This is a genomic window from Paenibacillus sp. Soil787, assembly GCF_001429545.1.
Taxonomy (GTDB): Bacteria; Bacillota; Bacilli; order Paenibacillales; family NBRC-103111; genus Paenibacillus_E.
The window spans coordinates 313427-339627 of the sequence record NZ_LMSP01000048.1; the positions used below are offsets into that span (position 1 = coordinate 313427).

Genomic DNA, 26201 nt, shown 5'->3' on the forward strand with positions numbered 1-26201 from the left:
GAAAAATTCGAAAGAGGTATCGGAACATTCATCATCTGCCCTTCGAAATCATTATCCTTTTAAAGAACCCGACGTAATACCTTCCACAAATTGTTTCTGCAGAGCAAGATATAAGACGATAATTGGCAAAGAGGCTAGAAACATCATAGCGAACATTTGGCCCCAATTCACCGAATATTGCCCGATTACACGATAGATTCCTGCTGTAATGGTTGTCCCCTTAGTTGGTCCGATAATGATGAGCGGATTCATAAAGTCGTTCCAAACCCATAAACCAATGAAGATGATTACGCTCGAGGTGCACGGACCCAGCAAAGGAAAGATGATCCTCCAAAAGGTACGTAACGAGCTTGATCCGTCAATGGAAGCCGCTTCATCCAACTCTCGAGGGATTGTCTTGATAAATCCAGCATACATAAAGATGCCGAATGGAATATAATACCCCATATAAAAAATGATTAATCCCGTCTTCGTGCTCATTAAATGAGCAGCGATCAAAACTTTAACGACCGGAATGAGAATAATCGTAGTGGGCACCATTAACCCGAATAAGAAAAATATTAACAATAATCTAGTCTTCTTATTATCGTTTCTCACTAAATAATAAGCAACCATCGATGAAGAAATGATGACTACGACTAAAGTAAGGCCCGTAATTAAGACACTATTCCACACACTCGTGTACAACAGGTGATCCGATCTCGTTAGCACTCCTATTAAATTTTCAAACGTAATGTGCTTTGGAAAACCTAATGGATCCGCTATGACCTTTTTGCTATCTTTAAAAATATTGACAAGCACCAGATATAAGGGAAGAAAAAATACAAATGTTATGCAGATTGTAAACAAAACGTGTAATTGGCCAAAAAATCTGGATCGCATCTTAGTATTCAACCTCCCTGCGTTTCAGGAGCGTGACAACAAGAACGGAAATAATACCGATCAGCATGAACAAAACAACAGCCATACTCGAAGCATATCCCATTTGATTTTCGACAAACCCCATATTTATGATTTTCAAAGAAATCGTTTCCGTAGTCGTACCAGGACCGCCATTGGTTAGAACAACAACATGATCAAATACTTTAAAGCTGGAAATCAACAGCATAACGGTATTAATCGTAATTCCCGGAGCAAGCAATGGAAACGTTATATTTTTAAACCTCTGCCAGCGATTGCAACCGTCAATCTTAGCCGCTTCATACAAGTCTCTTGGAATGCTTTGCAAGGTTGCCAAGAAAACAACGGTACAGAACCCCATCGATTGCCAAACGATAACAGCTATTATGGAATAGATGACGATATTTACGTTAGACAACCAGCTCGTTCCTTCTAGCCCAATTATACCCAACAGCTTATTTAATACGCCTTCATCGGTAAGTATGATCGACCATATAAAGCCGACAATAACAGGACTCAGTACTTGCGGCGTGAAAAATATCGTTCTTGACGCATTATAAATCCACCCCTTGAAATTCACTAGCAGGGCTGAAAGCAAACCCAATATGTTAGAGGCGAAAGTCACGATGAATGCGATGATGCAAGTAACCACGATGGCATGACCGAAAGCGCTGTCCTTAAGAAGAGCAGAATAGTTTTGAAATCCCACCCAATTAAATGTAGGGTACAAAGGATTGAAATTCGTGAAGCTGTAATAAAAGCAAAGGACAATAGGCAATATGACAAAAATCAAATAAATGATCAGTCCATGAGATACGAAGAGAATAAAGTTAGATATTTTGTTATTCATTGTCTCCACGCCCTTCAGATTCGAAAAACAGGGACAAGGGAACTTCCCTTCTCCCTGTTCTATACTTTATTTTTTAGTCATTCGCGCGCTGATTTCATCCCACTTTGCATCCAATACTGCTAATTCCGAATCTACGGATTTACCAAGAATGATATTCTGAGCGGCTTTGTTAATTTCATCCGTCATTCCGGCAATCATGGCAGCATCGCCGTTTTCCCATCCGAATGCATTCACTTTCTTGCCTTGTTTACTAAGTTCGATAACTTGCTTAAATAAAGGCGAATAATTATAATCAACGGTCTGTCCTTCCAACGGAATTAGCGCGTCTGACTTAACCACTTCCAATACGTTTGGCGGATCCGTTACGAATTCAGTCGCGAACATTTGCGCTTCTTCTTTGAATTTTGAGGAGGAGCTAACGAATGCAGGCCCGCCTACAGCGTAAGGATTGATAATGGCCCCGTCTTCGGTTGGAATAGGGAACACGCCTACTTCAATATCTTTCTGCGCATCGGCCGCAGCTACAAACCAGGAACCCATAGGATACATAGCGCCTTTACCTTTTAAGAAAGCATCCTGCAGTTGAGCGTATCCAATGCTTAGTCCATCTGCATTAAAGGACTTGGAATCATACAAGCTCTTCCATTTCAAAACCGCATTCTTAAACAATGGATCAGAGAATTTCACTTCGCCTTTTTTACGTTTGCTAACCCAATCAGGCTCTTTGCTGTATACATCCGCGCTGATAATGCCGTCCAGCAGGAATGTTGTCGTCCAAGGGTCCTTAGCACCGCCGTATAATAGTGGCGTAACGCCAGATCCCTTTAATTTATCGACTACGTCCATGAACTCTTTCCAGGTTTTAGGTTCGGTCGCACCGGCATCTTTGAACATTTTTTTATTGTAGTAAATGTAAGAAATCGTTTGAGCTCCCCATGGCAGCTGATACACCTTGCCATCAATCGCGAGACTTTTTGCCCCAGGTACTTTGCTCAAGTATTTATCTTCGAAAGGCAACAAAGAATTGGAAGCCAGGAAATCTTGTGCAGTAATTGACATCAATACATCAGGGAATTGACCTGTTGCAAGCAATTGCTTTGCATATTTTGTACGGTCCGTATCCGGTGAAACCACCTTGTTGATTTTGATGTTAGGGTGCTTGTCAGTAAATCTCTTAATTGCAGCATCCCAGAACTGTGCGGTTAAGTTTGGCGTTTCGAACACAAGCACACTAAGCTCTGCCGGCTTAGATTGTGGTACTGGAGTCACGGTCGGGTCTGGTGCTTTGGATGCGGTGCCATCGGATGGAGTTGGCGTCGATTTACTGCATCCTACAATGGCGAAAATCAGCATCAAGGTTAATCCCAACAGCATGATTTTTTTCATTTCTTATACCCCCTCTATAGAATGATTTATACTCACAATTGAATTATAAGAAGAAAACTATACGACATATAGTGTATTAATTAATGTTTAACTCCAAATAATAACTCACTTTATTATCGGGCTTGCGTTATCTTCTGCTTAAGTGCCAATACATAATCTGATTTAGCTGCTATAAGGGTCCTCTCCGATAAAAAATTGCACGATATCTCCCTTATACGACGAAAGAAGAAGCCCTCAAGAAGAGGACCCCTGAAAAGCATTTGCGTGAAAAATGAGATGTGTTTTTATATGTTCGCACCAATACTCCCAAGTATGAGCACCCGGATGCTCAGCATAAGTATGGGGAGCTCCAATCCCCACCAACCGATCATGCAGCCCGCGATTCATATGAATATATGGATCGTCTACGCCGCAATCAAAGTAAATCTTGGGCAAGTCGACTGTGGAAGGAATCGCCATCGTTATGGGCGATTCCTCCATCATTCGTTTCTCATTCATTTGGAAAATCGAAGCATAATCTTCTGAACCAATCAATTCTGCCAACTCTTTAACATCAAAAAATCCGCTTAAACTGGAGGAAGATGCAAACTGTTCCGGATAGGCAAAAGCCAACCGAATGGAAGCATATCCTCCCATAGATAAGCCGCTGATCCCGCGTGTTTCCTTTGTACCGCCGACGTCCCATCTATGTTCAACATGCGGGATCAGGTCTTCCAACAAATAATCTTCATACAGATGCGGCCTTCCTGCATCCCAGTTCAAATAACCGGTACCTATGGCGGTCAATCCATCAGAGGGCATGAGGATCGCCATAGGATCTATCTGCTTTTCTTCTACCAAATTCTGCATGGTTTGAAGCATATTTCCTTGTTCCGTCCAATCAAGTTCAGAACCATGAACACCATGCAACAAAATCAGTAACGGCAGTCTACCAATCGGACGCGGTTCCGGCAGCAAGAGACGGTAGACTCGACGCGCGTTTAAAGCCGCAGATTGAATGATTTCGGAATAAAGTCGTACCCTCATTTATTTAATTCCTGCAGGTTAAAATTCGCATCCTTCATTGATCGGAGCACGATCTCATGCGTGACACAATTGTCATCCATTTCAATCACCGAGACAATGGCTCTTGCTACATCGTCGGGTGTTAAATATTTTTCTACCGGTGATTTTTGTTCACGCGCCGTATCCCAGAAAGCCGTATTAACACCCCCGGGAAAGATGCCGGAAACACGGATATTAAATTGTGCGGCTTCCTCTTGAAGCGCTTGCGTAAATCCTCTTACAGCAAATTTAGTACCGCAATAGACAGACTCAGTAGGCACGCCCGTTAATCCAGCTGTAGATATGATATTGATAATATGGCCAGCACGCTGTTCTTTCATTGTACGAAGCGCATACTTGCATCCAAGGACAGTGCCTTTATAATTGACGTCCATCATCCAATCGATATCATCCTCGGTATATTCCGTGATCAGCTTATGCCTTGCCACACCTGCATTATTGATCCATACGGCAATCGGTCCCAGCTGAGATTCCGCGTTCTCTGCCAACGCGGATATATCCGACTCTAAGCGGACATCTGTCTTCCATGCGCTGACACGGTCAGAAGAAAGACTTTTTAAAGCCACTTGCAGTGCCTTCTCATCGGCATCACTAATCATAACCTTAGCGCCTGCCGCAAGAAGCTGTTTAGCTAGAGAGAAACCAATCCCCCTAGCCGCCCCGGTAACCACACATACTTTACCTGTCAAATTCATTATATAGTCACTCCTCCACGAGTTCTTTCTCTCCCGGCACGAATTTCAGCGAGAAATTCAGGCCACCATTCTTTTTGATCGGATTGATGACTCAATCTAACCTTTTCTGCCAAGTTCCGATTCATGACGATTTCTGCTTGCTGTTTAAGCTCTTCCATGTTCTTGTATTCTGGAACCAACCATTTTCTGCCGATCTGCGCGTGCAAGACCTCATCGGCCCAATCGTAATCCTGAAACGTTTTTGCAAGATCGTTATCCGATGCTTTGGCTATGACCCATTCAAAATGTTTACCGGTGTCTTTGGGCATTAATCCTTGCTCAATGTACCAAAGAACAAGATGCGCCTCCAGCGGAGTAGTTTTCGTATTCAATGCCATACTTGTTAAAAATTCTACCGGATATTTGTAAAACTCAACGCCGTCCTGGTACAAACCCACTTCACCCATCATCGAATGACGAGCCTCGTCCCATAACTGTCTGCTCATATCTTGATAATATTCCCATGGCTTACCATTCGTTTTATAAATAATGGGTCCCATCCACTCAGGTACGTCCATCTCACGCAGACGTTTATAGAGGAGCGCATAAGTTCTTTCATCCGCCGGAAAGCTTTCATCGGAAAAGATCTTGTCATAATTATTTGTTGAATTATAGGTATCCAAGAATCTTGCATCGCGCCGAGGCTCCACTTTCATTTCATAACGTTGGCCATTAGCACGGGGCACAGAAGGCTGCCAATCTTCAGGCTTAACCAAATCCCCTGAAATGCCGCCTGCGGCGTACAGAAAAGATTCCAGATGTTTTTGCCACTTCATAGCGGCATGCTGATCTTCATCAGAACGGATAAGCGCTTGCACAGCAGCCTCTCCCCATGGAATCATTTCTTCCTCTTCCACTAAAATTAGCTTCAGCACCCGGCAGGTCGGATGATCGACCAATGGATTCGTCTCCGCTATATGTTTTTTCATCGAACGCACCAATTCCGGCTTTGCGACCCTGTAAATTCCTACTAGCAGTTCCAGAGTTGATTCTGCACGAATGACCTCATTGAAGAAGGCTTCGATCTGAGCATCCGGCACTTTATCCAAATGCAAAGGCGGTTCCCTCATCTCCGTAACCCTTTTCCGAAGTGCCGCACTATGTTCGGCATCCAGCCAAATGTGCAATCCGAAAGCACCTTTTACCTCCCATTCGGGGACACTTGTAATATGGGCTGCAAAAATTTGATTCAACTGCGATTCAGAATACAAATACCTTCTTAGTAAATTCACATTATGATCGATGTCATAGCCATTTTTGCAAGCGTCTTCATAACTGCATACACCTGCAAGCGGGATCAAGCCTAAATTGTTGTTATTTACTCTTACCATGCAATATCCTCCCTTTCATTCTTTAAGAATTGTCTTAAATATATAGTACCCGCCTTAAAAAAGCATTGTGAAACTCTACTGTTTTCTTGTAAAATCTTATTATACTTCCGAGTGTGAAAAGGAGACTCCCTTGAAACAATCATTTCTTGAAGCCATTAAAGAGCACCCCTTCGTCCCCTATATCCGAGAATCCGACTATGCGGTAAGACAGCCAGGGTGGACAGTACCCAATCGGAAACTTCTGGATTATTTATTAATCTACATACAGGAAGGAAGCTGTCAAATCGAGATAGACGGTAGGCGATATGACTTTCAGGTAGGGGACTTTTGTCTCATTCAACCTGGTGAACTGTGTTCATTAAAGGGAATTACACGAACCATTACGCCATTTGCACACTTCGATCTCTTCTATAATTCGGCACGTGAACAAAGCTTTCCAACGAAGCCAGGACAGATTGATCTAAGTGAATATGAGCATCTTTTGCAACCTCGATTGAATGACTTCATGAACATTTCGATCCCAGTCAAATTTAAGTTCACTCACCGCTCGATTTACAAAGAATCGTTGTTAAAAATGATTGGGCTTTGGCAAAATGGGGATGTGATCAGCCAAATGGAAGCCAATCATTTATTGGAGGATTTAATTATTGGTGTATTGAAAGAATTTAGTGATCTGCAGCAAGAAGATAAATCGTTAAAACCTCAGTCTTTGAACTGGATCACTTCGTACTTTTTTAGCCATTTGTCTGAATCGTTATCGCTTGATGATATGGCTAAAAGAGCACGACTTTCGCCTTCAAGGTTTTCTGCACTATTCAAAGAAAAATTCGGTGTTTCCCCACATCAATATTTTTTACATTTGCGTATTCAGCATGCACAGGAGCTGCTTAAACAAGGGGACTACACCATGGAAGAAATCACACAATTCTGCGGGTTTTCCGATGTACCGCATTTTTCGAATGCATTTAAGAAAATAACGGGAGAAACGCCGGGGCAGTTCAGGAGAAATTATATTGAATAAGGTGAAACAACAATAGCCTAATCCCCTGCCATTGTTCAGAAAGGGGATAGGCTAAGTTGATCGCCAAAATTATTTAATTCGCCACGTCGCAAAACCCGAGCTCATTGTTTGGCAGCGACCGATCGCTTTATCCGCCGTACCGATATCTTTGCTCCATTCTAAGTGATAACGGAATTCGTAAAACCCGCCGAGCGTCGCCTTAAAATTCGTTTCCCAATAATTGGTCATCACCCAAGCGTACAGTTGTCGCTCGGTATCTTCCCGCTGCTGCGTATGCAGCAGTCTTTTGCCATGCTCCAGAGATCCTAACTGCATGAGCGGCGTATCCGGGGTAGCGATCATCAGCGAACGGTCATCGCTTACAAACGCCAGCCCCTCCTGAACGCAAGAATAATCGAGCAGCGTTCCCGGCAGCTGGTCGGTCCATGGACGCACGAGCGCTCCGGACTTATCAAACCATAACGTTTCATTGTCTAAGCTTCCGTTCGTGAACGGGAGTGAAATATAGACGTTTTCCGGTTCCCATACGCTGTCTTTATGAAAGCGAACGGCAACATCTACCCGGTTAATCGTCGCATAAAGCTTTAAAAACAGCGAATAATAGCTCATCCCCGGCGTTTGAAACTGGAGCTCGACGACGCCGTACAACGGACCGCTCCCAACTGCTTTCGCCTTAACTATTCGTCCGGCCGAGCGCTTCACGTTCAGACCTTTCCTGTTGCGGCCCATCGAAGAGCGGGCAGTGTAGATGCTGCTCGGGTTGATCGGGTCAACAGCAGGCGTCACCTCGTACACGGGCGTGAACGCTCCGTGCTTTCGGTCCGCGCGGATCATCTCTTCTCCGGTTTCCTTATTCACCCAGGAGACGATCCCTTCGTCTTCACTCCAACGGATAACCGCAAACGGTGATTCGACAGCATACTGCGAAATAATGAACGCTTCTTGCTCTGCTCCGTGAGAGTATATATCCTCGATGTCATTAATCGTTTCAGCACCGACCAGCTTGAAGTTACTCGTCGTTTTCGCTTTTGAAACCTCCGCCGGCCGGATGAAAAATTGTTTCTGCTCACCCGGCTGTAAGTCCGCTTCGACCGTAACCGTCTGATAGCCTCGCTGCGAAGGGACGACCTGCCCGCTGCTTTCTTCAACGACTTCCAGTCCGTCTTTGAACCGTTCGTTCTCAAAACCGTCCCACTCCAAGTCGACAAGCTGCTTTGAAGGATGCTCTTCCGTATTGACGACACGATAACGGAATGGGCGTCCCGGATATAACAGAGAACCGTCCAAAGCGTTGCGAACTTGATCCAAAGCACCGTGGGCTAGCCGGCTTGCATTCGCCGCATAAGCCAGCTTGCGAACCTCAAGCATCTGGACGTTCCAATGCCAAGGCGAATGAACCGACGCATGGAATCCCCACGTATGCTCCGCATACATGATAAGCTGCTGCTCGATTTCGGACAGCTCCGCCGAGCTAACGATTTGCTTTTGCGGATCAAGCCGTTTGACTTTGCGCAGCGTGCGCTGTGCATCCTTGAAAATTTGCGTCTGCATCGGTGTGGACCCTATCCCGTCCGACCACCAATCCGGCCAATCTCCCCGATATACCGGAATGTCGGCTTCTTGCTGCTTCAGATGCCGGAAAAATTCGCTTAACGTTGACAGCTCGATACGAACCTCGTCCCCGTTTTCCGCATTCCATTTCCGAAGCACTTCCGCAATCTCCCCGTTAGGCGAACCATTATCTGTAGCCAGGCCCTGTACCATGACAGGAACAAAATCATACGGATATTGCTCCTCCTCCAACTTGTTTAAATAACGTTCGATTCGAGTGGTCATGATTTCGAAGTGGTTGTCTACAATCGCCGGCGTATGAAACTCGTCACGGATCATGTAACTGCCGACCGCATCCGGGCAAAACCCTAATTCGTTGCCAAGCATGTAGTGATCCCCGTTCCAAACGAGCAGCTTGTCGCCGCTTGGCGTCTCCCACCAGAACGGTATTTGCTTGCGGCCAAGCGCAAACATCCCGTGATGCGTATGAATACACGAAAAAAGGTACTGGATGCCCGCTTCCGCCAAGCTTTGCGCATATCCCCAGCTATAGCCGTTAATATCTGCTGTCATTGCCGAATCAACCGGGCAACCGATTGAACGCCCGTATTCGGCCGCTTTCGAGTGAATGGATCTCAGAAGGTCGTAATCAGGCAGCTCGGTCATGTTGAGATACGTTCCCGACAATTCAATATCGCCTTGCCGCACGGCTTCCGCAAAATCGTTCTTTTCTTCCGCACTTGCTTCCTTCAAAAATTGCTCGACTGCCCAAAACGTCTCACAAGTCCATTTGAAGCCGCTCCACTCACTGCGCGTTCCTGTTCGGGCATCCCTCGAAATTTGCAGCGCTTGTCGTATAAAGTCTACATGATACTGCTCAATCCGTTCTTGTCTTTCCGTATAGCCAATGTCCGTATGGGAATGGTGAATGACGAAAAATCGCCATTTCCGGTTTGTTTTGATCATAATGCACAGCTCTCCCTTACCTATAAATGATATGAAATTCGGTTTACCTCAATGGGCAAAAGAACGGGATTGATTCAATTGTTTTTTCATCGAACGTCGACAATCAGTTCCTCTGTCAGCAGCGCCGCATCACGATACGGAAATTCCATTCCATCCCATCCTCTTTGCATCAATTCTGGTCGGGATCCGGACCTAGGTCCGAACTCCTTATATTCGATTCGACTGCAGCATGAGTCTGAAACGGAACTTCATGTCGTCTTCGAACCACATCATGAAATTGGTACCCCAAACGTTATTGTGCAGATTGAAATGAAATCCGCCATCCAGCGGAGCATACGTATTGTCGAATTGCAGCAGACGAGGCTCTCCCGGACAGACGAGAGGGGCGTCCAACGTTTCGATAACCGCCTTGCCGTCCGCGCCTTCGTAGTAAAATCCGGTGTCCACGCCATGCATATTCCGGTTGCCGTCTTTCACAACGAATACCGGGGAAATCCGCTCGCCCAGCTTATCCATGAGCCATAGATTCGGGTTATTGACAAGCGGTACGAGCGAGTACCAACTCGCTTCGGGAAGTCTGCACGCCTTTTTATTTGTCCACTGCAGCTCGATGTCGATGCTCGGCTCCCTACGATGAAAGGAGTAGGTGACAGACAGCTTTCCGGGTGCTCCGTAATGCTCTTGCGCATCGGACGGCACATGCAGTTCTGCACGGACAACGTCGCAATCCGTCTGCTTTTCCAGCCGAAGCGCCCTTGCAGTCGCTTTGTACCTTCTATGCTCCGGCTTCGGCTCGGCATACTCGATGCCAGGTTTGCCAAGATCGTTATCCGCCCAGCTGTGATGAATGTCCAGGTTCGTCACATATTCGTTGAAAAAGCGGTCATAACTTTCCTTGCTGAACGTCTCGTATTGATACGTCCCTAAGCGGTGTTCTTCGTCCGCCCATTGTTTACCTGACGAATCCGTCAGTTTATTGATCGATCCGTCCGGAGCGAAGCTGACTTGAAATTGACCCAAATCGTAACACTGGTTTAACTCGATGGCTTTCGCGCAACTTTCAACATCGACGTTATGCTTGGGGTTCATCCGTTCAAGCGTTTGCCGCGCCTCGTTCGCCAAACATTCTGGCAACGCGTAGATCGCCGCATCGATATAATCGCGTTGCTCCTGCCAAGAACTTTCGTAATAGCTGAAGGATCTGTTGTCACTTGCGAGCTGGCGAAGGTAATCGTATTTCTTCATTTTCGTATCGTTCACGGTATCTCGGGTTCTCGCTGCGGCAAAATCGGCTGCCGAATAATGGGCGAAATCAACGAGATACACCGAATTATTCAATCCCCACGTATGTTCCGGAATCAGCATTAACCGATTGCAAAAGCTAGCGTATTGCGGGCTTTGCGGGTCCAATTCGCTGCTAGCCAGCCACCTGTCGCGCAATCGAAGCAATTCACGATACCTCGCCACTTTCCATGGATCGGAAGCGACCCCATGAATCCAAGAGTCCCCGATTTCCTCGCGTATGACCGGCAAACGATGTTTATGTGCGAGCAATTTTTCGGCAAATGCATCAAGCGTCGAGGCCATAATGTCTGCTCCCGGGTAATCGAGCTGCAATTGAGCGAACAATGCGCGAATTTCTTCCATGCTGGATGGACCATGATTATCCCCTGTATGGGCAAAATATAAGACGTCCTCAAGCCCATCCATTTGGAAAGGTTTGCCGTAGCTGTCGGCGTAATTGACGACGATCTCTGAACCGTCGGCTGCACGCCAAACGAATACTTTCGGTCTGCGTACAATCCAGTTCGTAAAGACGATCAGGACAAGCGCAACTACTCCCTTGCAAAGCCCCACTGCAGTACCGAAACTATACTGAAAGCCCTCTAAACCTATGCGGTAAACATACGTATCTATAATATCCGCCACTCCGTAAACCATTGGATTGTATAAACTCAGGATTTCTTCAAAGCCTGCATCCAGCACTTGTCCAAGCCTCAATATAAACATGATGCTGATGACGGGAAGAAGACTAGGCAGCGTGATATATAGTATTTGTTTAAATCGGCCGGCCCCGTCGATTTTGGCTGCTTCATACAGCTCCGAGCCTATGCCTGCAATTGCGGCCAGAAAGATGACACTTGCATAACCAACTTCTTTCCATATCTCCGCAATGATCAGAATCGAGATAAAGGGACCCTCCTGCGTAAGCAATACTTCCGTTTTCCAGCCAAACAGCTCGCAAACGTAACCATACAAACCGTAGCTGGGCGAAAGCAGCTGGAAAACCAAGCCGGATATTACGATCCATGATAAAAAATGGGGCAGGTAGGATACGGATTGAACCAGTCGTTTGAGTTTGTTCCCCATGATTTCATTCAGCATAAGTGCGAATACAATAGGGGCTGGAAACCCGAATACGATTTTCAAAAAGCTGATCCGAAGCGTATTAAAGACAACTTGCATGACGCCATCGGAATCAAAAATACGATGAAAGTGTTTCAGACCCACCCATGGACTTCCCATAATCCCCTCTGTAGGATTAAAGTCTTTGAAGGCTAGTAGAATGCCGTATAAGGGACCGTATTTAAAAACCAGAAAATAAAGTAAGCCAGGCAGCATAAGCAGGAACAAATATTTTTGCTTCCTGATTTTAGAAATTGTTTTGGCGAACGCGCTTTTCGGAAGGTACTGCGTTCGTTTACCCGTTTCAGCTATAGCTTGTCTCATCCATGTGTCTCCTTTCCTTGGTACTTAAATTTTAACAAAATACCAATTCATGGTGAATGAACAAACTAGGCAAATGCTGAACTAATTAATAATTAGCGCTTACCGCACTTCATGTATATTTGCCTGACGAAAAATCTTTGGGAGTTACGCCTACCACTTTCTTAAATATGCGGCTAAAATACTCTGTGCTTGCATAACCGACATGTTCGGCAACTTCATAAATTTTCAACTTCCCCTCTACAAGAAATTCCTTGGCACGCTCAATCCGGTAATGATTCAAGTAATCATTAAAGCTGATATTCAGTTCCTTCTGCATAAGTTTTCCTAAATATGGACCGCTTACCCCTAATTGCTCAGCCGTTAATTGCAAAGTGATTTCTTGCTCGTAATGGCCTTGAATATACTTGACTAACTGACGGACGTGACTGTTCCCCGTCTCCATACTTTGAGCTATTCGCGAGATAATATCTTTCAGTCGACGATTCAATTCCGGGATGGCTTCCCGGTCATAAATAAATTCATTAAAACTGTCGAGCAGAGGACCGCAAACCGTTTTTAGCCCATTTTGCTCAATAAAATCCATGAGCACAAACGAATACTTCTCATATAATCGAAGAACCTCATTGAAGTTGCCTGGCCTTGTTTCCTCTTGTTTTACGTATAGCGAACTTAGTGTACGCTCCAGCAATTGCGGATGAAAGACCGACAACGCATTTCGCAATAAACCGACCCGATCGTGGCTATTCTTGAAGGATACCGTTTCCCCGACCGATTGTTGGATATCCTGCTCCGTTATCAGCTTTCCCTTGCCAAGAATAAAGCGGAATTGACATACCTTCATGGCGTCCATGTACAAGGCTGGGATTGCAAGCATCGAATACCGATTGCTGATTAGTCCCCCTGATATTCGAACCCGAAGGTACTTGTCCAAAGCTTGCGAGAGACTTTCAAATAAAGTGCTCCATGCTGAAACTGATAACCATTTTTCATCCGAAATAGTCCTGATGATCACGAAATCACCAGAACCGTTATAGAACAGATCAACCCCTTCAATCGAATCCAATATTTCGCCCATCACATTCAGGATCGCGAACGATAATAATGTCTCATTCCCGTACCAACGCATTTCGAGCAGCTTTTGAAAGTAATCCACGGATAAATAAAGCACCTCATGACACCCCGGCAGGAAGCGGATATTTAGATATTCCTTTTTTCGCGCAAGAAACTGCTCTTCTGACAAATAACCGAGACACAGCTCGCGAAACATCTGGTCTTTAATGTACCTGCGGTTGAGATACAGCTCATTGTGAAATTCCGCTTGACGTGTGAAATTAGAATCGGTATCCGATTCCCACATATTCACTCTTCTTGTAATATCACGTTCCTGATCGAGCTGTTCGGCTAATGCGCATAGCAGCCCGGTAAGTGAAGAAGGATCCAGTTCCGACTTGAGGATGTATTCCGAAGCGCCAAGTCTCATCGCTTCCCGAACCAGTTGAAAATCGTTATAGGAGCTTAGCACAATGGCTTTGCAGTCCATACCAAGTGTTCTGATTTCCCGAATTAACGTTAATCCATCCATGATCGGCATCTTAATATCATTGATTATAATGTCGACACCGAACTTCTTGATTGCTTCTAGCGCCTCCGCTCCATCGGATGCTTTCGCGACGACTGTAAATCCATATTCTTCCCATTTAATAAGTCGATCTAAAGCTTCTACCACCATGAGGTTATCGTCTGCAATGATGACCTTTTTCATGTCGGGTCCTCCTCTTTCACCTTACGGGCTGGCAGCCTTATGACAGCCTCCGTTCCTTTTCCTACAACGCTATCTAAAGTGACGCCATACGTCTCTCCATAATTAATTTTGAGTCTTTGGTCCACATTCTTTATTCCGATACTGTTTAAACGACTGCTGCTCGTACCGTCTCCACCCATGGTTTCTTTGATCCTCTCCCTTGTCATGCCCACACCGTTATCACGCAATGACAGAATCAAGTCCTCCCCCGCTGTTCGGACCGAGATGGTCAATTCAGGATGTTGAATACGTTTGTTGAAACCATGAAATATCGCATTTTCAACCAATGGCTGCAGCAACAAATTCGGGATCAGATAGTCCATTTCAGGCTCGCCAATTTCATAATTGACTTTCAATTCCGTCATATATTGCATTTGTTGGATTCTTATGAAATCTTTCAAGTGAGATATCTCTGTTCGGACCCTAACAAGACGCGATGATCCGTCCAGCGTTCGTTGAAATAATCGACCAAGCGCATGCAGGATTTCCGCTACTTTATCCGCCCCTTCTGCCAAGGCATACAGTCTTACAGAGCCGATCGTATTGTGAACGAAGTGGGGATTGATTTGATATTGGAGCATTTGAAACTCAATTTCTCCTCGTCGCTTTTCTTCATCCACGAGCCTGCTCACCAAATCCTTTACCTGGATGACCATGTAGTTAAAAGAACCGGACAGTATGTTATATTCGTAGTCGAATTTCTTATCAATACGAACGTCAAAATTGCCCGATTGCATTTGCTTCATGGCACCAACCATGGTTCGGACAGGTTTCGACAACCGTCTCGCCAGCATCCAGGATACAAACAGCAAGACGATAAACGCTAGGCAGCTAAACAGCACCATAGAGTTTGTGATCGATCGAATATTTTCCGTGAAGACAGCCTGCGGCACCATTTGAACGACCTGCATATCCCATTTGGAAAGTTTGTAATAGCCAATGATCATTTTCTGCCCTTTAATGTTTGCGGTAAAGCTGCCCGTTACTCGATCAGCCGGTATGTTCGAGATTCCCTCATCCGATAAAAGTCCGCCCATCTTTTCTTTATTGGTATGCGACAGAATTTTGCCGCTGCCGTTTATGAACATGACAGTTCCTTCTTCGTTAACCGTTACATCGCGGAAGATATCGGAAATATTCTTCTCTTCTACAAAGAGGTAAATTCCAGCGTTATGCCCTTCGTTTATTTGGTAACTAAAATCGTACAGCCTTCTTCCGAAAACATAGTAATCATGCTGAGTACCAGATTCGCTATTTTTGATATTCATGGTGTGCAATTGGATGCTGCCTTCCTTCATCATATCCGATTGGTACATTTCGCTTTGTCCCAAATTCTTCAACACATGATCCTCGGCATTTTTGAAGGAATATACCAGATGATTGTCTTTATATAATGCGATCGGTCCGGTCGTTTCATCTAGATAAAACAAAGAATTCATTATATTGTCCAAGTTCAAGTTGGCTACCATCGTTTCCACTTTCGTCGGATCGAAGCTTTTTTGAAACAGATAGGTCTGGATATCTTTCGACGCGACGATAACATCCATGTATTTCTTGTATTGATTCATTTGATAATCCAGATTTTTGCTCATCTGCTCCAAAGATGCTTGCATGCTTAGGCCTGCGTTCTCCTGTGCGGCCTTCACGGATATCCTGTATGCATAGGTCCCCATCGCCGACACGGGTAATAGCGTCATGACAATAAATAAAAGCAACAGCTTGGATTGAACCGTCCTCATAACCTGATCACCTCGCAAGAAACTAACTTTTCTAATCCTTTTCAAAATCTAGAAGAGAGCTCCCTTCGTTCGAAAGGAGCCCCTATCTTCTATCCGTTTATACGTTTATACGCCAATTCCCCCATATTTATCCTGAAAATAAATTTCCCCGCAACAAGCTGCGGGGAATTGGACCTGAAGCGATTAAACTCGGCCTGTGATCTGCCGTTTCATTATCGAACAGATCACAGGCCAAGCTCTTCATCTTATCCGTTTATCTTCTGTACATATCGCGCATCGCGGATCAAGTAATTCGCTACGTCGCTAGAAATTTGCTTTCCGCTGTACCCCTGCACTTTCTTGATAAAACCGTTCAGATCGCCTTTTGCCAATTGGTCTTGCAAGCTGTCCGCAACATCTTGCTTGAATACTTTATTTTGGGCAAAGCGCTCGACCAATTTTTTGAGAGATTCCATATTGGCCGTCGTCTGGAACGTTACGGTTGTGGTCTGCTCGTTTCCGGCCGTGTCGCTCGCTTTAACGGTAAACGTGTGAGAGCCGAGATTCAGCTTATACAGCGGAATCCCCGTTCCTTGCTGCACGTTCTGGCCGTCCAGCGTTGCGACGGTTTTGGAGCCGTCTACGCCAGACATGTCATCCGTTACCGTAAACTGCGGAATCAAGTCCCCGGAATCGAGATAGTTCTCTTCTTTCGGCGCGGATACCGTAATGACGGGAGCGGTTGCATCCAGGCTGAAACTTAAGGATTTCGCAGGCTCCTCGTTCCCTGAGTTGTCCGTCGAACGATAACTGAGCGTATACTTGCCGTCTTTGCTAAATGAAATCGGTTGCGTATATGGGTTCCAGGTCGCCCCGCCGTCTATACTGTACACCGTTTGCGTCACGCTGGACAGATTGTCCTTGGCGTTAAGACTTACGGTCAAAGGATGCGCATACCATCCGTCCTTGCCGTCTGGTTCAGATGGCAGTATTGCAGCGGTAGTTGTCGGCGCCTCGTCATCATAAGCTTTGAGGGTCAGCCCGGTAGGATTGCTATAATCACCAATTCCAAAATAGCCCTCAAGCGGGAGATAACCATTGGTGTCCACATAATCATAAATGACCTGTCCATCAATTTTAAATATAATGTGAACACCATTATCTACGTCCAATGCTCCGAATTCAACAAGATGTTCCGTGCCTGATTGAATCAAAGTGTTGGGTACAACTATAATTCCTTGAGCGAATTGTCCGCCCGCTCCGAATCGTTGCAATTCGAAATGATCCGCTTTCACAGCGATCAAATAACCGGTAGAAGCCCAAGGATAGGTATATATATTTTGGTCACGAAGGGTAAACGCGACCCATTCGCCAGGCGCAAAATTAAAGCCTGCTTTAAATCTCAAAATCGCGCTATTAGGCATTTTAATATTATAACCTGCGCTTGCCAGTAAATTAGTAGATGGTTTAAAATTCAGCGTGTTGCCACCGTCTGTCCAGGTAAACGCGTTCGGATCAGCACCTATCCAGTTACTCTGATCCTTCAAGAAGCCCATATCTGCATATCCCTGAATCTGCTTACGCTTGAAGTCTTTGATGCTCTGAGTAAGGTTTGCAACCGCCGTATCTATCTGATCCTGAGTTGCTGTGCTATCCTTCAAAATATTTTCCGCTGACTGAATATCCTGTTCGAACTTTGCTTTTGCCTCTGCAGGGAACTGCTGTGAATCGGTTCCGATAACTGCAGTTGCATCGATTGATTTTGCTTCATCTAATTTATTGAGCAGCTCGTAGGTGTCTGCGGGGGCTGCTTGCAAGGCAGTTGTAAAGCTGACAACACCGGAATTGTTCACTTTGCTGTCCGGAGATACAACGGAGCCGCTAGTAGCCTCGACTTTCCAGAAATACTGTTTACCGCCATATTCCAAGCCTTTTACATTCATATATGGGTCATCGGTTTCGTCTTGGAATACAACGTTGTTAAGCTGTTGATCTGTTGCAACCGTGAGCTTGTAATGACTTGCCCCAACGGCCGGCTCCCATCTGAATACCATTCGACTAGCCTCTACTAAAGCGGCATTGACTTGAGGAAAGGTCACATTAAAATCTTGAATCTTAGGCAATGAAGTCCTTACGTTGTTAATTTTTAAGCCCATCTCATTCACAACTGGCGGAGTAAATCCGTCGATGCCCGGATCTTTTGCAAGATTGAAATTATTATGGGCTGCATCCACGAACAAGCCAGGATCGGTAACGATCGGGTTGTTTGCAATTGTACCAAACTGTATAGCTTCGGGTGTCAAAAACGTTTTCACATCAGGTGCATTATAAAGCACATTCTTGGTGATTGTATTATCTTTAGGCAATTCAATTTGGTTCGTCCAATTAGTCCCCGACCAATAATTCACCAGATTCGGAAAGCTTGACTTCCATATGTCGCTTGATACAGGCATTTGCATGTAACCTGTGTACAATGTTCCGTTTGGAGGCGTTAGGTTAGAAGCCGAGCTGCCCAAAAGCCCCACTGACATCGATTTTGCTGCATTTGCAATTATATTGCTGTCAATGGTATTGTCTCTTCCACCGTGAATGAAAACGGGATTTGCCTGATTAAAGAATATATTATTTTTAATAGTGAAGCCGCTTAAAGAATCGTCAAGATAAACACCATTCGCACCTTTAAAATGTCCGTAAATATCGTGCATTAAGTTGTTTCTGATCTCATTTCCCTGGGCTGTGAAATCTCTTCCGCCGTAAATAGCACCTGCATCTGCTGTCGTTTTAACGACGGAATAAATTTCATTGTTCTCGATAATATTGTTATTCCCACCAATTGCTATTGCTTCATGGTCCGATTCGGACATCATGTTGTTTCTGACCCTAACGCCGACACCTCCTACGTTCACTGCAGGGGCATACGTTTTTGTGACCGTGTTAAATCTTGTGAAATAGTTGTTCTCAATCCATATATTGGCCGGTGCAAGCGTTGGACGGTAACCGGATGTGGTTGAACTTATTCCGCCCTTGCCCAGGTTATAAAAATCCGAATCCTTAATCTGGATATTCGTCGAGGTATCAATAACAATCGCTTGTCCTCCGATATTTCGGAACGTATTCCCTTTCATTCCGATTTTGTCGGCGTTCGTAATCTGGGCGTCGTTTTGATTAGTATTCTCGAACGTTATTCCTTCAAAATTGATATTGCTGCTGCCGCTCACTGTCAATAGAGGAGTATTGAGTGTTGTGAACTGCATGTTTTTACCATTCATGCTGCTGGGAGCATAAAAATAGAGAATTTTTGTATTCCTATCGAGAAACCACTCTCCAGGAACGTCCAGCTCTTCAAGCAGGTTGAAAACGTAATACCTTTGACCTATAAGCATGCCATATGGAGTCGTTTGCAAAACAGAAATCGTCTTTGCGGCTGTGTCCAATTTGTCGACTTGCATGGAATCGCTAAACCAGTCGTTGTACCAAAATCCCTCTGCCCACATTTGATCGGCCGTCTTCCAATACTTGTCCGGTTCATTGGAAGTGTATGTCCATTTACCGCCAGTTGAAGAACCGGGAACAAGAACTTTTCCTACTTCCGAATAGCCTTGATTCGGCCATCTTGCGATCGTTTGCTTCTTTCCGTCAAATAGTAACGCAGGACTATCTACACCAGTATTAACTCTCTGCCTCTGTATACTCCCTAAATCAGTAGAAGTATATCCTAAAGATGCCATATCCACCTGAACGATTTTATCAGCCATACCCGGTTGTAATCTGCTTATGATGGCCGGATCGGTTACCGATGTAAACTTAGTGGTATCGATCGTTTTCGATCCGGTAATACTTACGCTTTGTCCAGGATAAGCCTTGTAGGTAATGGGAGCTCTCGTTCTGCCCGAATCGGTCGCAGCGAGACTAAAGCTGGCGGTTCGCTTATATTCGCCGCCCATTACATATACCGTGATTCCGCCAACTGGAATCCCCCTGCCGCTGTTTTTCAAAGTTCCCAAAGTAGACCTAGCTTTATCCAATGTTAGAAATGGCTTGCCGTACGTCCCGTCACCGGTGGTGTCGTTACCTTGCGTGGATACATACATCCCGAAGGTCTTTTCGATATTCGTTAACAAAGCGCTATCCGCAGGAAGCGTAAACGGGGCTGGATTATTGCTTATAGCGATTAGGTTGCCGCTGCTAGAAGTCCAAATTTTTTGGTTGACTGCGTTAGTGCCGGCTGTGACAGAAACGTAATCTTTCCCATAAACATTATACGTAACGCCTGTAACAGAGGCAGCCCCCAAGTTGTTCAACATAAAATCCTTGGGAAGAAGCACATCATTACCTTGTACGACCGGCATGATGGAATTGTTAGTGGTGTCCAGCTTTGTCCGTGCGCCATTGACATAAACATCCGAGGAATACTTGGAAAAAAGGATTCCTTGCGGCAATTTAGCCTGCAGTTCGGGCACATAATCGATCTTTGTTTGGGTGTTAGTACTGAAGAAAGTGTTAAAACTGCTGATTCCGGTGTTATACGCTTCGATGATGAGATCATCCAAGGCAAAATTACCTGCTGTATGGGTGTTAGCACTGTCAAATTGGAACATAATTCCAGCTAATGTGTTTAAATTGCTTGGTAGATTATTGATTGTTGGAACAGTGATTTTGACCCCGTCATCACTTCCAATAGTGATATCCAACGTCTTAGCAGCTAAATCAATGACAAAACCGAAATAATACTCTTTACCGCTTACCATTGTCATGTTTGCAATCGTTGTGGTTGTTCCATTTGCAATCGCTTGCAATTGACCGTTACTGCTAAGCTTCAGCTGGGAGATAATGCTTCCGCTTGCGTCAATAAGAGCTGGCAACTGATCGCTTGCGTCGATTGCGGAATCTGCACGCATCTTATATCGAACAATGACTTTGGTATTTGAATAAGGATTGGAAAGAAGCTTCTTTAGATAGAACGTATTCCCCTTGCCTGCGGACTCGATATTCAGGCTCTGGTTTTGGATTTCCGCCTTATAGCCCGCTCCTAGACTGTCGGCATTGGTTGACCATCCGCTCAAATTGGATGCCTTCCAGCCATCCGCATAGGTGAAATCCTCATCAACTCGGTTTATATCAGTCAGCTTCGAGGCAACATTAAAGGTCCAGTCAGGCAGCTGCCCTACGAAAATATTTCCACCCAGATCGGTTCCGGAGCTATTTTTAATCGTAAAATTTCCGAAAGCCGTTGTTAAATTCGAGGTAGTATAAATACCGCCCTCACCTAAGCCGACTCTCCCTGTTGTGTATTGGGAATCTGTTGCAGATAATGTTTCTTGGCCGTTTAGGAATACTTTGATTACATTATTCAAGGTCGTGATTTTAACATTATAAATCGTATCTTTAACGAAAGGATTAACAGTTACAGTTTGCAGCACGGTATTGACATTATTTACTCTTTTGTTTAAGGAAAGAGCGCCCGTATCGGTATTCCAGATGACAGAGTAATGATTATTGATATCCTTAAATCCAAAGAAAAATGATATATTTACATGGTTCGGAGCGTCAGTATTTGTTATAGCCTTGACATCCATCTGAAGCACCATGTCTGACAAAGCATAATCGAAATTCGTTATGCCATAGATGCTGCCAGCGACGGGGCTCCCAGGTTTGCGGACTGCCTTCAAATTCAACCATTCTACATTATTGCTATCCGTCGTTTTATACCAGCCGCTGGTCTCTGCGGCCAGAGCCGTTCCGGTGAACGGGATCCCGATCGACGCGAAGACGATCAGAAACGATAACAAAATCATGAAATACTTTCTTTTCACATGAACACTTCCTCTTTTGATATAAGTTTTATTGAAGCTATCCGGCATTTCTTCCTGCTTTTGAGTTGACGCCTTTATTATCACGTTAAATCTGCACATTTTACTACTGTAATAAATGAAAAACACTCTACTTTTCCCCCGTACAATGCGAAAAAAACAGTATTTTTTCACAAAAGGACTAATATAAGATGCCGTCCGGATGATGCAGCAAACCTGCAGCGGCGACGATATAACCCGCCACAAGCAGGTTTGCAAGCCTATCCTTACTTTTTCTTAATTGCTGAACTTGATCCAGTCGAAGTTTCCTACCCCACTGCCGCTATTAAATACGATGTAGATATCATGCACACCGCTTGCGCCTGTGAGTGCGGTCGACTGTTCCGTATAGACGGAATACCCTCCCGTACTTTGTATGGTGAGCGTCCCCACCAAAGTGCCTGTCGTGCTATCCAGCCTGATTTCAGCTGTCTTGCCTGCGTTCGACGCCGGCACACCTGCATTCGCTGTAAAAAGGTTGTAGCCGCTTCCCAGATTAACTTGTGAATAAGCAACCCAATCGCCATTGTCACAACTGCCAATTACGGTTCCGCCATTGTTGATGCCGCTCATGCTGCTGTAGCTTTCCGCTTGCAGTACAATCGGATTGCTGTTAGTAAACCTGAACCAGTCAAAGCTGCCAATGGCGGAACCGCCTTTAAACACGATATAGACATCATGCACACCGCTTGCGCCTGTCAATGCAACCGTCTGCTGCAAAAAGCTGGAATAGTTTCCTGTACTTTGTAGAGTAAGCGTCCCTGCCAGTGTGCCTGTCGGACTGTCCAGCCTGATTTCAGCTGTTTTGCCAGCGTTCGACGCCGGCACACCGACATTTGCGGTTAAATAACCGTAACCGCTCCCCAAATCTAATTTTTTATAAACGACCCAATCTCCATCGTTACAGTTTTTGATGACCGTTCCAGCAATGATTGCGCAGCTCGTATTATTCGTGTCATTGTAGCTTTCAGCTTGAATCGTATAAGGGTTCCCGAACTTGAACCAGTCGAAGTTGCCAACTCCCGCTCCGCCTTTAAACACGATGTAGACATCATGCACACCATTAGCGCCTGTGAGTGCGGTTGTCTGTTGTGTCAAAGTGGAATATCCTCCCGTACTTTGTATGGTAAGCGTTCCCACTAGCGTGCCTGTCGTGCTGTCCAGCCTGATTTCCGCCGTTTTGCCTGCGTTCGACGCCGGCACTCCGACATTTGCGGTAAATAGACTGTATCCGCTCCCCAGATTAACCTGCGAGTATTTTACCCAATCGTTAGTGTCAGCACTGCCGATCACGGAGCCCCCATTGGTAATGCCGCTCATACTGTTGTAGCTTTCGGCCTGGATGGTAAACGGCGATTGAAAGGTCGTATTCAATACCAGTCCCGCATCATCCGCATAAGCTTCTCCCGTCGCAGATGTTTTCTTGAAATAGATCGTGGCACTGGTATTCGCGGCTCCGGTAATAAAATCGATCGTCTTGAAGGTCCAGGTCGAACTTGACGAAGATGCCGACAATTCCGTTCCGCCATAGTTTTTNATTCGCGGCTCCGGTAATAAAATCGATCGTCTTGAAGGTCCAGGTCGAACTTGACGAAGATGCCGACAATTCCGTTCCGCCATAGTTTTTCACGCCCAGYRCCGCGGTCTCGCCCGCCGGTGTTCGGAGCCAKCCGCCCACCGTATACTTCGTATTGGGCTGCAGCCCAGTGATGATCTGCTCGACCCCGTCAACGCCACCGCTCAGCTTGATGCCGTAGTTCTGGGATCGGGACTTGCCTGCATTCGCGGCTAATCCCCAGTGAGGGTCGTTTACTACGATAGCGTTGCCGCTATCCGTCTTCGTCCAGGACGTGAGATCCCCTWGCTCAAAYCCTCCATTATTGACCAGATTCATATAGGTCGTGTTCGGCCGCGTATAAGTCGGATTTGGCGGACTTGCAAAGTTGTGTCCTGCCGTCCAGTCAGCCCCNCCTCCATTATTGACCAGATTCATATAGGTCGTGTTCGGCCGCGTATAAGTCGGATTTGGCGGACTTGCAAAGTTGTGTCCTGCCGTCCAGTCAGCCCCTCCGTATTCGTAGGCTCCGATGTCCGGCGCRCTTCCCGCATATCCGTCCGTTATACCCGGGATAACAACCCCTGCATCTTTGGCAGCTGAAGWGGACTGCAAGTGGTAATCATGATTGGTTTCATCAACAAATCCCGGCGTACTGAGCAGATTGTTCCCGTAAGTCGAGTAGGCTGAAACCTCRGGATCATACCCTTTGATAATGTTGTTGAATATCCGGTCTCCATACATGTCCGTTCCAAACACGCCGCCCCCAGCTTGGACGGTGTTCGTATTGGTCCACGCGGTGTTATTGTAAACCAGATTGTAGTTCGAGGGCAGGTTAAGCTGRATCCCATCGTTATTCCACACCACATTATGATGAACAATAAAGTTGTTCGTATAGTTATCTAAATATATCCCTTGTTTGTTGTTTGCAGCCTTATTATCATGTACGAGGTTATGATGAATCTCCGTGTTCTGTCCATCCGTATTCGCTCCATAAATCAGGCCWAGATCGGTTGTCAGCAATCCGGCATTAAAGATGTTGTTATATTSTATTTCGTTCGCTTTCATGGATGTGCCGAAGTAAACCGTCGCCCGCCCGGCATCCGACACCGTGTTATGGCTGATCAGACTGTTAGCGCCCTGCAGATTCACAAGTCCTTCCCAATTCGGTACATAGCCCCCATCATGAATGTAGCTGTTGATCACGTTGTTATAGGAGCCTTTGACCGTGAGCAGACTGCCGGAACTGTATGCGATCTCGCTATCCCTAATNGTTGTCAGCAATCCGGCATTAAAGATGTTGTTATATTGTATTTCGTTCGCTTTCATGGATGTGCTGAAGTAAACCGTCGCCCGCCCGGCATTCGACACCGTGTTATGGCTGATCAGACTGTTAGCGCCCTGCAGATTCACAAGTCCTTCCCAATTCGGTACATAGCCCCCATCATGAATGTAGCTGTTGATCACGTTGTTATAGGAGCCTTTGACCGTGAGCAGACTGCCGGAACTGTATGCGATCTCGCTATCCCTAATYACATTATTGCTGCCATCAAGTATAATCCCTAAGTTGGATTGCTCGTTTGCTGTTGTATTCAGTTTGTTGTGCGAAACGTATTTACTCACAATGCCCTGAAGCAGGCAGTTGTTGGTCAAGTTATCCGTTGTTATTGTCGAGGCAACCGTTTGGATCCCATTGATCTCCACATACGCTTTTCCAGACAGATCAAAGGCCGAGTTTCTTTTCTTGGCCTCCACAATAGCACTCGATGGGTTTGCTCCTCCTGGTGCCCACAGGTACAGCATGGAATTGGTGGAATCATACCACCACTCATCCTCTGCATCCAGCGCACCTTTGATTCCAGACAAATAATATTTGTTGCCGGATATGGCATCATAAATAGCCGGAGAGACTCCTTTCAACGGATTGAACGTTAGCTNCACCTTTGATTCCAGACAAATAATATTTGTTGCCGGATATGGCATCATAAATAGCCGGAGAGACTCCTTTCAACGGATTGAACGTTAGCTTCTTATTAATCGAATCATAGCCGGTTATCGTGGATGTCATGACAATCCAGTCTTTGCCGCTTTCAATCCATAATGTTGCTCCATTCCAGAACCCGTCACCGCCAGGAAGATTGGTATCTACAATGTGAGTTGCATCTGTACCTGCACCAGCAGTTGCTGTGGTCGGATTCATCAAAGTACCTGTCTGATTAGGCCAACGGGCTTCATCCATCAGAACATTATTAACAAATACTTGATTACCTGCGCCCAGGCTCCAATTCATGGGAGCTTTATAGATGTTCCCGTTGTCCAGCGTCCAACCGGTTACAAGGTCTGCGCCGCTAACGGCGACCGCCTCGCCGTTATAGTTTTGAAACTTGATCGTGTTTCCCGCCTTGCCGGAATTGACGGGGGTGACCGTTTCCCGGTAAGTACCGCCCCGGATATTCACGGTATCTCCGGCTTGTGCCACACTAGCCGCCTTTTGAATCGTTTGGAAAGGCGCGCTTAATGACATTCCATCGTTGTAATCGCTTCCATTTGTTGCTACATAAAAGACAGTACCAGCCGCTTTCACAACTGTATCGGGAATAACCGCCGATACCCAAAAGGTAAGTGCAGCAATCAACAACGTATGCAGCCCTTTTCGCATGCCATTTCTTACGTCTAAATAAGAAAACATCCGTCATTCTCCTTTTTATTAGAGATAGGCAGCCCGTGAACCGAAGCCACACGGG

At 45.5% G+C, this 26201-nt stretch carries 13 protein-coding genes and 4 pseudogenes; 1 reads left to right on the forward strand and 16 read right to left on the reverse strand.

Annotation, left to right across the window (positions count from 1 at the left end; genetic code table 11):
- Positions 1-51: 51 nt before the first annotated feature.
- The 6 genes from ASG93_RS33445 to ASG93_RS33470 all read right to left on the reverse strand — a co-directional run bounded on the left by ASG93_RS33445 (position 52) and on the right by ASG93_RS33470 (position 6266).
- Positions 52-882, reverse strand: a complete 831-nt coding sequence (locus tag ASG93_RS33445; protein ID WP_056839475.1) for a carbohydrate ABC transporter permease — start codon at positions 880-882, stop codon at positions 52-54.
- A 1-nt stretch (position 883) separates the two neighbouring features.
- On the reverse strand, positions 884-1750 hold the full coding sequence (locus ASG93_RS33450; RefSeq protein WP_235551052.1) for a carbohydrate ABC transporter permease: 867 nt from the start codon (positions 1748-1750) through the stop codon (positions 884-886).
- A 66-nt stretch (positions 1751-1816) separates the two neighbouring features.
- Positions 1817-3136 (reverse strand): ABC transporter substrate-binding protein, encoded by a 1320-nt coding sequence (locus ASG93_RS33455; protein ID WP_056839477.1) that lies wholly within the window; start codon positions 3134-3136, stop codon positions 1817-1819.
- A gap of 234 nt (positions 3137-3370) precedes the next feature.
- The gene (locus tag ASG93_RS33460) at positions 3371-4162 is read right to left on the reverse strand and encodes an alpha/beta hydrolase (protein WP_056839479.1); all 792 of its coding nucleotides are present in this window, start codon (positions 4160-4162) and stop codon (positions 3371-3373) included.
- The gene (locus ASG93_RS33465; RefSeq protein ID WP_056839481.1) at positions 4159-4896 is read right to left on the reverse strand and encodes an SDR family oxidoreductase; all 738 of its coding nucleotides are present in this window, start codon (positions 4894-4896) and stop codon (positions 4159-4161) included. Before ASG93_RS33465 ends, ASG93_RS33460 begins: the two co-directional genes overlap by 4 nt.
- A complete protein-coding gene (locus tag ASG93_RS33470) occupies positions 4896-6266 on the reverse strand; it encodes a hypothetical protein (RefSeq protein WP_056839483.1) in 1371 nt (456 codons plus the stop codon). Before ASG93_RS33470 ends, ASG93_RS33465 begins: the two co-directional genes overlap by 1 nt.
- 130 nt (positions 6267-6396) lie before the next feature.
- Here ASG93_RS33470 and ASG93_RS33475 point away from each other — a divergent pair, with 130 nt between their 5' ends.
- Complete coding sequence (locus tag ASG93_RS33475; protein WP_235551053.1) at positions 6397-7287, forward strand: AraC family transcriptional regulator; 891 nt, start codon at positions 6397-6399, stop codon at positions 7285-7287.
- Positions 7288-7356: 69 nt separating this feature from the next.
- Here the strand turns inward: ASG93_RS33475 and ASG93_RS33480 are convergent, their stop codons facing one another.
- From ASG93_RS33480 to ASG93_RS37400, 10 genes and pseudogenes are all read right to left on the reverse strand, one after another.
- Positions 7357-9804 (reverse strand): glycoside hydrolase, encoded by a 2448-nt coding sequence (locus ASG93_RS33480; RefSeq protein ID WP_056839485.1) that lies wholly within the window; start codon positions 9802-9804, stop codon positions 7357-7359.
- Between the two features lie 207 nt (positions 9805-10011).
- The gene (locus tag ASG93_RS36740) at positions 10012-12534 is read right to left on the reverse strand and encodes a DUF5054 domain-containing protein (RefSeq protein ID WP_063892020.1); all 2523 of its coding nucleotides are present in this window, start codon (positions 12532-12534) and stop codon (positions 10012-10014) included.
- A gap of 109 nt (positions 12535-12643) precedes the next feature.
- Positions 12644-14296 carry a response regulator gene (locus tag ASG93_RS33490; RefSeq protein WP_056839487.1) on the reverse strand — a complete coding sequence of 551 codons (1653 nt, stop codon included), beginning with the start codon at positions 14294-14296 and terminating at the stop codon, positions 12644-12646.
- A complete protein-coding gene (locus ASG93_RS33495; protein WP_056839489.1) occupies positions 14293-16074 on the reverse strand; it encodes a sensor histidine kinase in 1782 nt (593 codons plus the stop codon). Before ASG93_RS33495 ends, ASG93_RS33490 begins: the two co-directional genes overlap by 4 nt.
- Before the next feature lie 245 nt (positions 16075-16319).
- Positions 16320-21866: a right-handed parallel beta-helix repeat-containing protein gene (locus tag ASG93_RS33500; RefSeq protein WP_162262903.1), complete on the reverse strand. Its 5547-nt coding sequence runs from the start codon at positions 21864-21866 to the stop codon at positions 16320-16322.
- Between the two features lie 273 nt (positions 21867-22139).
- On the reverse strand, positions 22140-23438 hold a 1299-nt coding region (locus tag ASG93_RS36745; RefSeq protein ID WP_235551054.1), incomplete at its 5' end, for a carbohydrate-binding protein.
- A gap of 1 nt (position 23439) precedes the next feature.
- A pseudogene (locus ASG93_RS37385) lies at positions 23440-23796 on the reverse strand (carbohydrate binding domain-containing protein); the annotation flags it as partial.
- 76 nt (positions 23797-23872) lie between these two features.
- Positions 23873-24525: pseudogene (locus ASG93_RS37390) on the reverse strand (NosD domain-containing protein); the annotation flags it as partial.
- A 205-nt stretch (positions 24526-24730) separates the two neighbouring features.
- A pseudogene (locus ASG93_RS37395) lies at positions 24731-25260 on the reverse strand (right-handed parallel beta-helix repeat-containing protein); the annotation flags it as partial.
- Positions 25261-25395: 135 nt separating this feature from the next.
- Positions 25396-26146: pseudogene (locus tag ASG93_RS37400) on the reverse strand (carbohydrate-binding cenc domain protein); the annotation flags it as partial.
- Positions 26147-26201: the final 55 nt, after the last annotated feature.